The sequence below is a fragment of the Streptomyces sp. Y20 genome, assembly GCF_043195475.1.
GTDB lineage: Bacteria > Actinomycetota > Actinomycetes > Streptomycetales > Streptomycetaceae > Streptomyces.
In genome coordinates this window covers 75,369-88,131 of sequence record NZ_JBIDDP010000017.1, presented here as the reverse complement: position 1 = coordinate 88,131, position 12,763 = coordinate 75,369, and the positions used below count along the sequence as shown (strand labels likewise).

Annotated in this window: 11 protein-coding genes; 7 read left to right on the top strand and 4 right to left on the bottom strand. The window is 74.2% G+C overall.

Translation table 11 applies throughout. The features are described from left to right. Positions 1-84 precede the first annotated feature (84 nt). A complete protein-coding gene (locus ACGFT1_RS31910; RefSeq protein ID WP_373912456.1) occupies positions 85-1,308 on the bottom strand; it encodes a PLP-dependent aspartate aminotransferase family protein in 1,224 nt (407 codons plus the stop codon). Positions 1,309-1,368: 60 nt separating this feature from the next. Here ACGFT1_RS31910 and ACGFT1_RS31905 point away from each other — a divergent pair, with 60 nt between their 5' ends. The 6 genes from ACGFT1_RS31905 to ACGFT1_RS31880 all read left to right on the top strand — a co-directional run bounded on the left by ACGFT1_RS31905 (position 1,369) and on the right by ACGFT1_RS31880 (position 7,498). Further along, on the top strand, positions 1,369-1,854 hold the full coding sequence (locus tag ACGFT1_RS31905) for an Lrp/AsnC family transcriptional regulator (protein WP_373912455.1): 486 nt from the start codon (positions 1,369-1,371) through the stop codon (positions 1,852-1,854). Between the two features lie 51 nt (positions 1,855-1,905). Beyond that, positions 1,906-3,597: a DUF885 domain-containing protein gene (locus tag ACGFT1_RS31900; RefSeq protein ID WP_373912454.1), complete on the top strand. Its 1,692-nt coding sequence runs from the start codon at positions 1,906-1,908 to the stop codon at positions 3,595-3,597. A 167-nt stretch (positions 3,598-3,764) separates the two neighbouring features. Next, positions 3,765-4,442, top strand: a complete 678-nt coding sequence (locus tag ACGFT1_RS31895) for a hypothetical protein (protein ID WP_373912453.1) — start codon at positions 3,765-3,767, stop codon at positions 4,440-4,442. 158 nt (positions 4,443-4,600) lie between these two features. Next, the gene (locus ACGFT1_RS31890; RefSeq protein ID WP_361995833.1) at positions 4,601-4,849 is read left to right on the top strand and encodes a ferredoxin; all 249 of its coding nucleotides are present in this window, start codon (positions 4,601-4,603) and stop codon (positions 4,847-4,849) included. Continuing rightward, complete coding sequence (locus ACGFT1_RS31885) at positions 4,839-6,230, top strand: NAD(P)/FAD-dependent oxidoreductase (protein WP_373912452.1); 1,392 nt, start codon at positions 4,839-4,841, stop codon at positions 6,228-6,230. The genes ACGFT1_RS31890 and ACGFT1_RS31885 overlap by 11 nt, the downstream gene beginning before the upstream one ends. 32 nt (positions 6,231-6,262) lie before the next feature. After that, positions 6,263-7,498, top strand: a complete 1,236-nt coding sequence (locus tag ACGFT1_RS31880) for a cytochrome P450 (RefSeq protein ID WP_373912451.1) — start codon at positions 6,263-6,265, stop codon at positions 7,496-7,498. Between the two features lie 16 nt (positions 7,499-7,514). On the opposite strand, the gene ACGFT1_RS31875 is transcribed toward ACGFT1_RS31880, so the two are convergent. Beyond that, positions 7,515-7,991, bottom strand: coding sequence for a rhodanese-like domain-containing protein (locus ACGFT1_RS31875; protein WP_373912450.1), 477 nt, complete (start codon positions 7,989-7,991; stop codon positions 7,515-7,517). A gap of 94 nt (positions 7,992-8,085) precedes the next feature. Between ACGFT1_RS31875 and ACGFT1_RS31870 the strand changes: the two genes are divergently transcribed. Next, positions 8,086-8,532, top strand: coding sequence for an Lrp/AsnC family transcriptional regulator (locus ACGFT1_RS31870; protein WP_373912449.1), 447 nt, complete (start codon positions 8,086-8,088; stop codon positions 8,530-8,532). Here ACGFT1_RS31870 and ACGFT1_RS31865 read toward each other — a convergent pair. Then, positions 8,529-11,522: an AAA family ATPase gene (locus tag ACGFT1_RS31865; protein WP_373912448.1), complete on the bottom strand. Its 2,994-nt coding sequence runs from the start codon at positions 11,520-11,522 to the stop codon at positions 8,529-8,531. The two genes, ACGFT1_RS31870 and ACGFT1_RS31865, sit on opposite strands and share 4 nt — an antisense overlap. After that, positions 11,519-12,682 carry an exonuclease SbcCD subunit D gene (locus ACGFT1_RS31860; protein ID WP_373912447.1) on the bottom strand — a complete coding sequence of 388 codons (1,164 nt, stop codon included), beginning with the start codon at positions 12,680-12,682 and terminating at the stop codon, positions 11,519-11,521. The genes ACGFT1_RS31865 and ACGFT1_RS31860 overlap by 4 nt, the downstream gene beginning before the upstream one ends. Between the last annotated feature and the right edge of the window lie 81 nt (positions 12,683-12,763).

Below are 12,763 nucleotides of genomic sequence, written 5' to 3'. Positions count from 1 at the left end.
CCGACCGCCCTGACCGCAGCGCTCACGCCTCGGGTGCCCCACCGGACCGCGTCGGGGCAGGGGCGCCACGGGCCGACGGTGCCGTCAGCGCACGGCCTCCCGCACCGGCTGCCGCACCGGCTTCCGCGTCGGCTCCCCCAGGGGATCCCGGGCGCCCAGGGCCTGGTCGAGGTCGCTCCACAGGTCGTCGACGTCCTCCAGGCCCACCGACAGCCGCAGCAGCCGGTCGCTCACCCCCGCCCCGCGCCGGTCGTCGGCGTCGACGATGCGGTGACTGATGGACGCGGGATGCTGGATCAGCGTGTCGACGCTGCCCAGGCTCACCGCGGGGGTGACGAGCCGGACCCGGGAGATCACCTCGTGCGGGTCGCCGTACACCTCGAAAGCGATCATCGCGCCGCCGAGCCGCGGATAGTGGACACGGGCCACGCGGGGATCGGCGCCGAGCCGGCGGACCAGTTCGGCGGCGTTCGCGGAGGCGGCCCGGACCCTTACCGGGAGGGTGGACAGTCCTCGCAGCAGCAGGTAGCCGGCCAGCGGATGGAGGACTCCCCCGGTGGCGAACCGTATCTGCCGCAGCCGGCCCGCGAACTCCTCGTCACAGGCGACGACGCCGGCGAGCACGTCACCATGGCCGCCGAGGTACTTGGTGGCGCTGTGCAGCACCAGCCGCGCGCCCTGCTCGGCCGGGCGTTGCAGCACGGGCGTGGCGAAGGTGTTGTCGACGAGCAGCGGCACCGGGCCGCAGGCGCGCGCGACGGCCCGCAGGTCGAGTTCGGCGAGCGTCGGATTGGCCGGGGACTCGACCAGCACCAGGCCGGTGTCCGGGCGCAGCGCGTCACCGATGCCGGCCGGGTCGGTCCAGGTGACCTCCGTGCCGAGCAGCCCGGCGGTCAGCAGGTGGTCGCTACAGCCGTACAGGGGCCGTACGGCGACCACGTGCCGCAGGCCCATGGCGGGAAGCGCGAGGAGGACGGCGCTGAGCGCTGCCATGCCGCTGGCGAAGGCGACCGCGGACTCCGTGCCCTCCAGACGGGCGAGGGCGGTCTCGAAGCGGGCCACGGTCGGGTTGCCGAGGCGGCCGTAGACCGGCGGCCCGGCCGGATCGGCGCCGTCGGTGGCGAAGGCGTCGATGCGGGCGGCCTCGGCGCGGCTGTCGTACGAGGGGTAGGTGGTCGACAGGTCGATCGGCGGGGCGTGCAGGCCCTGGCGGGCGAGATCGTCGCGGCCGGCGTGCACGGCCTCCGTGGCCAGGGCTCTCGATGCGGCGCGTACGTCGTCGTAGGCGCCGGTGCTCGCTGTGTCCATGGCCGGAAGGGTGAACAGTGAACGGTTCACTGGGGACAAACACCGTGTTACGTTCGGCCCATGGCCGATTCCGTCGTACTGGATCCGGTGGACCTGCATCTGCTGCGGCTGTTGCAGAACGACGCCCGGACCACCTACCGCGATCTCGCCGCGCAGGTGGGTGTGGCGCCGTCGACCTGCCTGGACCGGGTGACCCGGCTGCGCCGCTCGGGGGTGATCCTCGGGCACCGGCTGCGGCTCGATCCGGCCAAGCTCGGGCGCGGACTCCAGGCCCTGCTGTCGGTGCAGGTGCGTCCGCACCGGCGGGAGCTGGTCGGCCCCTTCGTGGACCGTGTCCGGGCGCTGCCGGAGGCCCGGTCGGTGTTCCATCTGACCGGGCCGGACGACTATCTGGTGCATGTGGCCGTAGCGGACATGGCCGACCTGCAGCGGCTGGTGCTGGACGAGTTCACGGCGCGGCGCGAGGTGGCGCGGGTGGAGACCCGGCTCATCTTCCAGCAGTGGGAATGCGGGCCGCTGTTGCCTCCCGGCCACGCCCAGAGCTGAATCCTCCGTACGTGGTGACGTGGAGATCGTCCTCGTACGAGGATGGACCGCATGTCTGAGATCAAGAGCCCGCTGCCCCGTCAGGTCGCCGACGCGTACGTGGACGACCTCATCGCCCTCGACCCGGTCACCGGCACGTATCTCGGCGTGCCCGAGAGTTCGCGGCGGCTGCCCGACTACTCACCCGCCGGTCAGCAAGCCCTGGCGGCGCTGATCCGCACCACGCTGGCCCGGCTGGACGAGGCGGAGCGGCAGCCCGGCGCGGACAGCGACGCGGAACGGCGCTGCGGGCGGCTGCTGAGGGAACGGCTCACCGCCGAACTCGCCGTCCTGGAGGCGGACGAGCACCTGCGCATGGTCGGCAACATGGGCACGCCCGGGCACGCGGTGCGGGACGTGTTCACCGTCATGCCGGTGAACACGGACGAGGACTGGTCGGCGATCGCCGAGCGGCTGCGTGCCGTGCCGGGCGCGCTCGCGGGATACCGGACGTCGCTGGAACTCGGTCTGGAGCGCGAGCTGTTCGCCGCGCCCCGGCCGACCGCGACCTACATCGAGCAGCTCACCGAGTGGGTGGACACGGACGGCTCGGGCCGCGGCTGGTACGAGGACTTCGCCGCCGCCGGCCCCGAGGCGCTGCGCGCGGAACTGGACGAGGCGGCGCGGGCGGCGACCGGCGCCCTGCGGGAGCTGCGGGACTGGATGCGGGACGTGTACGCGCCCGCGGTCGCGGATGCCCCGAACGTGGTCGGCCGCGAGCGGTACGCGCGCTGGGCCCGCTTCTACAACGGCACCGACCTGGACCTGGACGAGGCGTACGCGTACGGCTGGGCCGAGTTCCACCGGCTCCTCGCGGAGATGAAGAAGGAAGCCGAGAAGATCCTGCCCGGCGCCGGGACGCCGTGGGTGGCACTCGCGCACCTGGACGAGCACGGCCGGCACATCGACGGCGTGGACGAGGTCCGTACGTGGCTCCAGGGCCTGATGGACAAGGCCATCGAGGACCTGGACGGCACGCACTTCGACCTCGCCGAGCGGGTGCGGAAGGTGGAGTCGCGGATCGCCCCGCCCGGCGGCGCGGCCGCCCCCTACTACACGCCCCCGTCGGAGGACTTCTCCCGGCCCGGCCGCACCTGGCTGCCCACGATGGGCCAGACCCGGTTCCCGGTCTACGACCTGGTGTCGACCTGGTACCACGAGGGCGTGCCGGGGCACCATCTCCAGCTCGCCCAGTGGGCGCACGTCGCGGAGAACCTCTCCCGCTACCAGGCGACGGTCGGCGGGGTCAGCGCCAACCTCGAGGGCTGGGCGCTGTACGCGGAGCGGCTGATGGACGAACTGGGCTACCTCACGGACCCCGAGGAGCGGCTCGGCTACCTCGACGCCCAGATGATGCGGGCGATCCGGGTGATCATGGACATCGGCATGCACCTGGAACTGGAGATCCCCGCGGACTCGCCGTTCCACCCCGGTGAGCGGTGGACGCCGGAGCTGGCACAGGAATTCTTCGGCGCGCACAGCAGCCGGCCGGCGGACTTCATCGAGAGCGAGCTGACCCGGTACCTGACGATCCCGGGCCAGGCGATCGGCTACAAGCTGGGCGAGCGGGCGTGGCTGCTGGGCCGGGAGAAGGCGCGCGAGCGGCACGGCGACGCGTTCGACCCGAAGGCGTGGCACATGGCGGCGCTGTCGCAGGGTTCGCTCGGCCTGGACGACCTGGTGGACGAGCTGTCCCGGCTGTGACGGTCAGCCGCTCACCGCGCCCCTGCCGTCGGCCGGGGCGCGGTGAGCACCGTGCCGCCCCGTCCGGCGAAGGCCCGCGGGGCGTCCGTACGGGCGCCCCGCGGTGGCGCGGGCGGGGTGGAGGCGGCTAGCTGGTGCCGGGGGCCGATGCGGAAGGCGGGCCGGGCATGCGCGAGAAAGGGCCGGGACAGCAGGCGCTGGAGACACCGCGGGCGGCGGGACTTGCCGGAGTCGTCTTCGCGCTGCTTCTGGCGGCGGCGATCGTCCTGGTCCGGCTGGGCATCCCCGAGGGAGCCGACGCGATCGGCGCGCGGGGGTTCACGGACCCCGGGCGGCGCGACGCCCTGCGCACGGCCCTGGCGCTGGTGCCGTTCGCCGGCATCTTCTTCCTGTGGTTCATCGGCGCGGTACGCGCGCACGTCGGCGACGCCGAGGACCGGTTCCTGGCCACCGTCTTCCTCGGCAGCGGACTGGTCTTCACCGCCATGATGTTCGGTGCCTCGGCGGCGGCCGGTGCCGTGCTCGCGGTCGCCCACCCCGCCGGTGCGGCGCCGGCGCCGGCCACCTGGGACTTCGGACGCCACTTCGCGTACACGCTGATGACCGGGTACGCCATGCGGATGGCGGCCGTCTTCGTCTCCTCCCTGTCGGTGATCGGCCACCGCCTCGGCGTCCTGCCGCGCTGGCTCACGGTCCTGGGCGTCCTGACCGCGCTGACGCTGCTCCTCCTGTCGTCCAACGTGCCCTGGGCGGAGCTCGCCTTTCCCGCCTGGTCACTGCTGATCAGCGTGTACCTCCTCGTGGTCGGCCGCCGTGACCGGCCACGGCCGGCCGCGGCCCGGTGACCTCCGCGCCCTGAGCGCCCCTCACTCGATCGGCGCGCCCGGCGCGCGGGCACCCCGGTCCTGCTCGCATGCTGGCCCGGGGGACGACTGCCGTCCGGAGACGCCCGCGCGAGCCGCGTGGCCGCACCGGACCTGGCCATCGGAAGGGCGGAGCGTCGATGAGGCTCGTCGTCGATCTCAACAAGTGTCAGGGGTACGCCCAGTGCGCGTTCCTCGCACCCGACGTCTTCGCCATGCACGGCGAGGAGTCGCTGATCTACAACCCGCGCGCGGACGAGGAGCAGCGGGAGCGGCTGGCGCGTGCCGTCGCCGCGTGCCCGGTGCAGGCGATCACGGCGGACGGGCTGGACGGCGCCGCGGGTGAGCCGGTGACCGGTTCCGCCGGGGAGGCGTCCGATGCCCGCTGACCACGTGGAATGGCTCAGGCGCGAGGGCCGGATCGTGATCGTGGGCGCCTCGCTGGCCGGCTTGCGGGCCGCCGAGACGCTGCGCGCCGAGGGCTTCGCCGGCGAGCTGACCCTGATCGGTGACGAGCCGTACGAGCCGTACGACCGGCCGCCGCTGTCCAAGTCGGTGCTGCTCGGCAAGGCGTCCCCGCACCGCACGGAGCTCCCGCACCGCCGCGAGATCGACGCCAAGTGGCGCCTGGGCGTCGCGGCGGCCGGGTTGGACCTGACGGCCAAGCGGGTCCGGCTGGCCGACGGCGACGAGGTGGAGTACGACCGGCTGCTCATCGCGACCGGCGTCCGCGCCCGGCCGTGGCCGAAGGAGGAGGAGGCCCGGCTGGACGGCGTCTGTCTGCTGCGCACGCGGGAGGACGCGGCCGACCTCTACCGGCGGTTGAAGGCCGGGCCGCGCCGGGTGTTCGTCATCGGTGCCGGGTTCGCCGGTTCGGAGGTCGCCTCGGCGTGCCGGGAAATGGGCATCCCCGTCACCGTGGCCGAGCGTGCGGGCGCACCGCTGGTGGGCGCGCTCGGCGGGGTGATCGGCGCGGTCGCCGCCGGCCTCCAGACCGAGAACGGCGTGGATCTGCGCACCCACGTCACGGTGACCTCCCTGGAGGGTGACCCGATCGGCAGGGTGCGGGCCGTCCACCTGTCGGACGAGACCGTCGTCGAGGCGGACGTGGTCGTGGTCTCCCTGGGTTCGCTGCGGAACACGGAGTGGCTGGCCGGGTCGGGGCTGGGCGCCGGGCCGCGGGGCATCGCCTGCGACGCGGGGTGCCGTGCCTTCGACTTCCGGGGCATCGTCACCGACGACGTCTTCGTGGCCGGTGACGTGGCACGCTCCCCGCACGCCCTCTTCGGCTACCAGTTCCTGTCGCTGGAGCACTGGGGCAACGCCGTCGCCCAGGCGGAGACGGCCGCGCACAACATGATCTGCCACGGCGCCGAGCGGCGCCCGCACCTGTGGATGCCGGCCTTCTGGTCCTCGATGTTCGGGGTGAACATCAAGTCGGTCGGGGTGCCGCCCATGGGCGAGCAGCTCATGATCACGCAGGGTTCGCTGGCCGAGCGCCGGTTCGTCGGGGTCTACGGCTGCCAGGGCCGCATGATCGCCGCCGTGAGCTTCGACAACACCCGGTGGCTGGAGTTCTACCAGCGGCAGATCGAGCGGGGCGCGCCGTTCCCGGTGGAGTTCCCGACGATGGACCGGCGGCCCGAGGGCCTGCGGCCGGTGGCGGCCGACTTCCCCGACCCCTCCCTTCCGACCCACGGCCCCACAGTGACCCTCAGCGGTTACTCACCGGCCGATCAGCAGCTGGTCTTCCACCCCGCCCGGCACTGACCGCCCCGGCCCCGACGCTCCAAGGACCTGTCATGACGCAAGCCTCGCTGGTGCGCCAGATCACCGACTTCGCCCACCGCGCCGACCCGTACCCGCTGTACGAGGAGCTGCGCAGGACGCCGGTCCTGCACGAGGAGGAGGGCGGCCCCTACGTCATCAGTTCGTACTACGACATCGAGGGCCTGCTCCACGATCCGCGGGTCAGCTCCGACGCCGCCAACCTCGCCGCGGCGGGGGACGACGAGGTCTCGCAGGGGGAGAACACGGGACTGCCGCCGTCCTTCCTGCGGCTCGACCCGCCCGAGCACGACCGGCTCCGGCGCATCGCCAACAGCGCCTTCGGGCCGCCGCACCGGCCGCGCCGGGTCGAGAACATGCGGGGCGAGATGGCCGCCATCGTCAGCGGGCTGATCGACGGACTCGCGGACACCCGGCAGATCGACCTGGTCGACCAGTTCGCCTATCCCTTCCCGGTGGCGGTGATCTGCCGGCTGCTCGGCGTGCCCCGGGACGACGAGCCGCGGTTCCGCGCCTGGGTCGATCCGCTGGTCGCCAGCCTCGATCCCGCGACGCGCACGACGGCGGACACCGAGGGCATGAAGGCGGCCCGGGAGGCGCGGATGCAGCTCGGCATGTACCTGGCCGGTCTGGTCGAGGAACGCACCAAGGAACCGCGGGACGACCTGCTGTCGGACCTGGTGCACAGCCAGGGCGCGGACGGTTCCATGACGATGATGGAGGTGCTCAGCACCGCGGTGCTGCTGCTGATCGCCGGCCACGAGACGACGGTCAACCTGATCACGAACGGCATGCTGACGCTGCTGCGCCATCCGGACATCCTGGCCCGACTGCGGGTGGAGCCGGGTCTGTCGGTGCGGATCGTGGAGGAGCTGCTGCGGTACGAGCCGCCGGTGCAGATCGTGCCGCAGCGCACCTGCATCGCCGACATCGAGGTGCGCGGGGTGACCATCCCCAAGGGGTCACGGCTGTGGCTGGTCCTGGCGGCGGGCAACCGCGACCCGGAGCGTTTCAAGGATCCCGGGCGCTTCGACCCGGACCGCGAGGACCTCCAGCACCTCGGATTCGGCAGCGGCATCCACAGCTGTTTCGGTGCCCCGCTGGCCCGGCTGGAGACCCAGATCGCCCTGGCCGAGCTGGCCCGGCGGATGGACGATCCCCGCCTGGCCGAGGATCCGCCGCCGTACCGGCAGAACGCCGTGCTGCGCGGCCCCCGGCATCTGCGCATCGACTGCGAGGGGTGGCGTTGACCCGCGCCGGGAGGCGTCAGCAGCCGCACCCGCCCGCCACGGGTGCCGTCAGCGGGTCGGTGTCCCGGCGGGCCGGCCCCTGCCGGGTCTCGTAGGCGAGGCCCTCACGTGCCCAGTACTCGAAGCCGCCGAGCATCTCCTTGACCCGGTAGCCGAGTTCGGCGAGGGCGAGCGCGGCGCGGGTGGCGCCGTTGCAGCCGGGGCCCCAGCAGTACGTGACCACGGGCACGGATCTGTCGAGGAGCTGTCCGGCCAGCTCGGGGATGAGCGCGGTCGGCAGGTGGACGGCCCCGGGGATGTGGCCCTGGTCCCAGGACTCGGTGGAGCGGGAGTCGACCACGACGAAGCCGGGCTCACCACCGGCCGCGAGCGCCTCGGCCACGTCGGCGACGTCGGCGTGGCGGGCGAGGCTCGCCCGGAAGTGGGCGGCGGCCTCGGCGGGGGCGGCGGGCGGGACACGCAGGACGGGGTTCTCGGAAGCGGCGTCGGTCATGACGGGAAATCTACGGTCCCTGAGCCGCGGCCTGAAGGGACGATCCACGGGCCTGCCCTTGCCCGGCCGGGGATCTCCCTGCTATTCATCCCTGATGACCGTGTATTCCCCGGACGCCACCGACTGGCGCATCCTCGAGGTCCTCCAGCGCGACGGACGGGCCACCTACGCCGAGCTGGCGCGCGCCGTGTCGATGTCACCGAGCGCTGTCACCGAACGGGTACGGCGGCTGGAGGAGGCGGGTGTCATACAGGGGTACGCGGCGGTGGTCGACCCGGAACGGCTGGGCCTGCCGATCCTCGCGTTCGTGCGGCTGCGCTACCCGAACGGCAACTACCGGCCCTTCCACGACCTGGTGGCCGCGACGCCCGAGATCCTGGAGGCGCACCACGTGACGGGCGACGACTGCTTCGTCATCAAGGTCGCCGCGCGCTCCATGTCCCACCTGGAGGAGGTTTCGGGCAGGATCGGCTCCCTGGGCCCGGTCACCACCAGCGTCGTGTACTCCTCCCCGCTACCCCGACGCCCGCTGGGCCACTAGCCCACTCCGTGCTGGCGCAGCGTCGAACCCGATCTGCCCTTCACGACCTCCAGTTGGGCGTGGATGCGGCGGCGCAGGTCGGCGACGTGGCTGACGATGCCGACGCTGCGGTCGCGCTCGCGCAATGAGTCGAGGACGTCCAGGACCTCGTCCAGGGTCTGGTCGTCCAGGCTGCCGAAGCCCTCGTCGATGAAGAGGGTGTCCAGGCGGACGCCGCCCGCCTCGTCGGTGACGACGTCGGCGAGGCCGAGGGCGAGCGCGAGGGAGGCGAAGAAGGTCTCGCCGCCGGACAGGGTCGCGGTGTCCCGGGCCCGCCCGGTCCAGGCGTCGACCACGTGCAGCCCGAGCCCGCTGCGTCCGCGTCCGGCGCGGTCGTCGGAGTGGACGAGGGTGTAGCGGCCGGACGACATGCGCTGGAGGCGGACGGTCGCGGCGGCGGCGACCTGCTCCAGCCGGGCGGCCAGGACGTACGACTCCAGGCGCATCCGGCGTTCGTTGTCGGCGGAGTTGCCGGCGGTGAGCGCGGCGAGCCGGGCCACCCGGCCGTACTCCTCGCGCAGCGGGGCGAGGTGGCGTACGGCCTCGGTGGCGCGCGCGGAGAGGCGGTCCAGCTCGGTGCAGCAGCGGGCGGCGGCGTCGCGGGCGGAGGCGGCCTCGCGCAGCCGCCGTTCGGCGCCGGCCGCCGTCCGTTCGGCGGTGGCCGGGTCGGCGGGCGGCTGCCGGTCGGCCGCCGCGGCGCCGGGCTCGTCGAGGACCGCGCGGACGGCGGCCTCCTCCTGCTGCCAGGCGTCGAGGCGGTGTTGCAGGTCCTGGTAGGCGGTGGCGTCCAGCAGGGCCGCCACCGCGGCCTGCGGGGTGTCGAAGCCGGCCCGGTAGGCGGCGTCGGCGAGGCGGGCGTCGGCGTCCTTCAGCCGCTGGGCGGTGTCCTCGGCGGCGCGCACGGCGTCGGCGGCCTCGGTGAGCCGCTGCGTGAGCCGCTCCAGCTGCTCGGCGCGCGCGGCCACGCTGTCCGAGGTGCCGCGCGCCTGCGTCAACTCGGCCTTCAGGGCGGCCTGTTCGCGTTCCAGGGTGTCGCGCCGGGTGAGCCGGGAGGCGGCCCGCACGGCGGCCTGGTGGCGGTCGGCGAGGCGCTGCTCGCGTTCGTGTCCGGCGCGCCGCAGTTCCTCCTGGGCGGCGTGCAGGGCGGAGGCCGCGCGGCGGGCGCGGGCGTACTCCTCCTCCAGTTCGCCGGCCTCGGCGGCGAGCCGGTCGGTGGGCGTCTCGCCGGCCTCGGCGGTAGCGGCGGCCAGCGCCTCGCGGACCTGGCCGAGTTGCCGCTCGTCGTCGCTGTGCCGCTCCTCGGCCCGCTGGTACGCGGCCAGGGCGCGGTCCTCGGTGTCCCGGTCGACGTGTCCGGTGGTCTTGCGGGCGGGGGCGGGGTGTGCGGTGGCTCCGCAGACCGCGCAGGGCTCGCCGTCGGTGAGGTGGGCGGCGAGTTCGGCGGCGATGCCGTTCAGCCGCTGTTCCTTGAGGTCGAGCCAGTGGGCGCGGGCGTCGAGGGCACGCTGTGCCGAGGACTCCGTGCGCTGCCGGGCCTGCGCGAGGTCGGTGGCGAGGCGGTCGCGGGTGCGGGCCGCGTCCAGCCGCCGCCGCATCGGGGCGCGCTGGACCGCGAGTTGTTCGGCGCGGGTGGCGGCCTCCTGGGCGGAGTCGACGCGGGCCTGGAGTGCCGCTCGGGTGCCGTCCCATTCGGCGAGCCAGGCGTCGGCCTCGCGCAGGACGTCCTCGTCGGCGCTTTCCTGGCGGTCGAGTCCGGTGCGCTCCTCGGTGAGCTCGGCGAGCCGTCGTTCGGCGCGCCGGGCCGCGTCGAGGCCGCCGAGTTCCTCGGCGGTCCGGCGGGCGGCGGCGGCCAGTGCGCCGGCGTCGGCACCGGCGTGGGGGGCGGTGAGCCGCCCGCGCGTGCCGGCCTCGGCCTCGGCGGCCCGGCGGTGGTCCGCCTCGGCGGCGTCGCGCAGCTCCAGCGCGGGCGCGACGGCCTCCGCCTTGCGGGCCCGTTCCATGCGCTCGCGCGTCTCCCGGCGGGCGGCGGCGCTCTCCTGGAGCCGTTCGGCGCGCTGCCGGGCCTCGGCGAACCTGTGCTGGAGACGGGCCCGTTCGCGTATGTCGTCCAGGGCGCGGCGGGCCGCGGCGTGGGCGGACTCGGCGGCGGCCAGACGGCAGCGGGCGACGGTGAGGCGTTCGCGGGCGGTACTGCGGGCGACGGCGGCGGCTGCGAGGACGGCCTCGGCCAGGCCGGGGTCGCCGGGGGCCAGGCCGGGCAGGTCCATGGCGTCACCGGCCGCCTGCTGCATGCGGTGGGCGTCGGCGAGGAGCGCCGCGTCGCCGTCGCGCACGCGCGCCTCGGTGGCCTTGCGGCGGTCGGCGAGGCGCTTTTCGACGTCGGCGAAGCGCCGGGTGTCGAAGAGGCGGCCGAGCAGTTTGCTGCGGGCCTCGGCGTCGGCGCGCAGGAAGCGGGCGAAGTCGCCCTGGGGCAGCAGGACGACCTGGCAGAACTGGTCGCGGCTCATCCCGAGCAGCTGGGTGATCTCCTCTCCCGTCTCCTGGTGGGAGCGGCTGCGGTCCTGCCAGACGCCGGCCGTGCTGTCGTACTCGCGCAGCCAGGTCTGGGCCTTGTCGACGGTGGTGCCCTTGCCGCGCAGCTTGGGCCGCTCCCAGGGGGGCTGCCGGGTGATCTCCAGACGGCGTCCGGCGACGGTCAGGTCGAGGCGGACCTCGGTGCGGGTGCCGGGCGGGGCGTGGTCGCTGCGCAGGTGCGCGCCCTGGCCGCTCTGGCGGGCGCCGGGGACGGAGCCGTAGAGGGCGTAGCAGACGGCGTCCAGGACGGAGGTCTTGCCGGCGCCGGTGGGCCCGTGGAGCAGGAACAGGCCGGCGCCGGACAGGGCGTCGAAGTCGACGGTGCGGGCGCCGCCGAAGGGCCCGAAGGCGGTGATGTCGAGCCGGTGCAGCCTCATCGTGCCACCTCTCGTACGGCGTCGTCGGCGCGGACGGCGTCGAACGCGTCGCGCAGGACGGCCGTCTCGTGCTCGTCGGGTCCGGTGCCGCGGACGTGGGCGACGAAGTCCTGGGCGATCTGGTGGTCGCTGCGGCCGGCGAGCCGCCGGGCGTACGACAGGTGGGGGTCGTCGGGGGCCCGCTCGGGGTCGAAGACGAGGCTGAGGGTGTGCGGGAAGCGTGCGGTGAGGCGGGCCATGGGGTCGGCCGGGCGGGCCGGGTCGGTGAGGGTGGCCTCGATCCAGGCCTCCTCGTGGCGGGTCAGCTCGGGGTCGGCGAGCAGCGCGTCCAGGGTGCCGCGGATGCGGGCGAGCGGGCGCGGCACCGGGCAGTCGAGGCGCTCGGCGGTGACCGAGCCGTCCGCGTCCAGGTCGACCAGCCACATGCTCTTGCGGTGGCCCGCCTCGGAGAAGGAGTAGGCGAGCGGGGAGCCGGAGTAGCGCACGCGTTCGGTGATGGTCTGGCAGCCGTGCAGATGCCCGAGCGCCACGTAGTCGACGCCGTCGAAGACGCCGGCCGGTACGGCGGCGACCCCGCCGACGGTGATGTCCCGCTCGCTGTCGCTGGCCTGGCCGCCGGTGACGAAGGCGTGGGCGAGGACGACGGAGCGCGTGCCGGCCGGGCGGCCGGCGAGGTCGGCGCGGACGCGGTCCATGGCGGCGCCGAGCACGGCCTCGTGCCCGGCCTTGCCGACGGCGAACTCGTCCTTGACGAGGGCGGGTTCGAGGTAGGGCAGGCCGTAGAAGGCGACGTCGCCGTGGGCGTCCTGGAGCACCACGGGGGTGCCGGCGGCGGCCGGTTCGGTGCGCAGGTGGATGCCGGCGCGGTCGATGAGTCCGGCGCCGACGCCGAGACGGCGAGCCGAGTCGTGGTTGCCGGAGATCATCACCGTGGGCACGCCGAGGTCCGCGAGGCGGTGCAGGGCGGTGTCGAACAGTTCCACGGCGGCGAGCGGGGGCACCGCCCGGTCGTACACGTCGCCCGACACGACCACCGCGTCCACCGCGTGCTCGCGCACGGTGGTGACGAGGTGGCCGATGAACCCGGCCTGGGCCCCGAGCAGGTTCGCCCGGTGGAAGGCCCGGCCGAGATGCCAGTCGGACGTGTGCAGCAATCTCATGGGCCCCGAGACTATCGGCCGGGTCCGACATCACGGGCGGTCACTCCCGTACCAGCCCGTCACGACCCGCCCGCAACAGAG

Excerpts from the sequence above, each read along its gene's own strand:
- ACGFT1_RS31910 (WP_373912456.1), bottom strand. The coding sequence starts at position 1,308 with ATGGACACAGCGAGCACCGGCGCCTACGACGACGTACGCGCCGCATCG.
- ACGFT1_RS31905 (WP_373912455.1), top strand. The coding sequence starts at position 1,369 with ATGGCCGATTCCGTCGTACTGGATCCGGTGGACCTGCATCTGCTGCGG.
- ACGFT1_RS31900 (WP_373912454.1), top strand. The coding sequence starts at position 1,906 with ATGTCTGAGATCAAGAGCCCGCTGCCCCGTCAGGTCGCCGACGCGTAC.
- ACGFT1_RS31895 (WP_373912453.1), top strand. The coding sequence starts at position 3,765 with ATGCGCGAGAAAGGGCCGGGACAGCAGGCGCTGGAGACACCGCGGGCG.
- ACGFT1_RS31890 (WP_361995833.1), top strand. The coding sequence starts at position 4,601 with ATGAGGCTCGTCGTCGATCTCAACAAGTGTCAGGGGTACGCCCAGTGC.
- ACGFT1_RS31885 (WP_373912452.1), top strand. The coding sequence starts at position 4,839 with ATGCCCGCTGACCACGTGGAATGGCTCAGGCGCGAGGGCCGGATCGTG.
- ACGFT1_RS31880 (WP_373912451.1), top strand. The coding sequence starts at position 6,263 with ATGACGCAAGCCTCGCTGGTGCGCCAGATCACCGACTTCGCCCACCGC.
- ACGFT1_RS31875 (WP_373912450.1), bottom strand. The coding sequence starts at position 7,991 with ATGACCGACGCCGCTTCCGAGAACCCCGTCCTGCGTGTCCCGCCCGCC.
- ACGFT1_RS31870 (WP_373912449.1), top strand. The coding sequence starts at position 8,086 with ATGACCGTGTATTCCCCGGACGCCACCGACTGGCGCATCCTCGAGGTC.
- ACGFT1_RS31865 (WP_373912448.1), bottom strand. The coding sequence starts at position 11,522 with ATGAGGCTGCACCGGCTCGACATCACCGCCTTCGGGCCCTTCGGCGGC.
- ACGFT1_RS31860 (WP_373912447.1), bottom strand. The coding sequence starts at position 12,682 with ATGAGATTGCTGCACACGTCCGACTGGCATCTCGGCCGGGCCTTCCAC.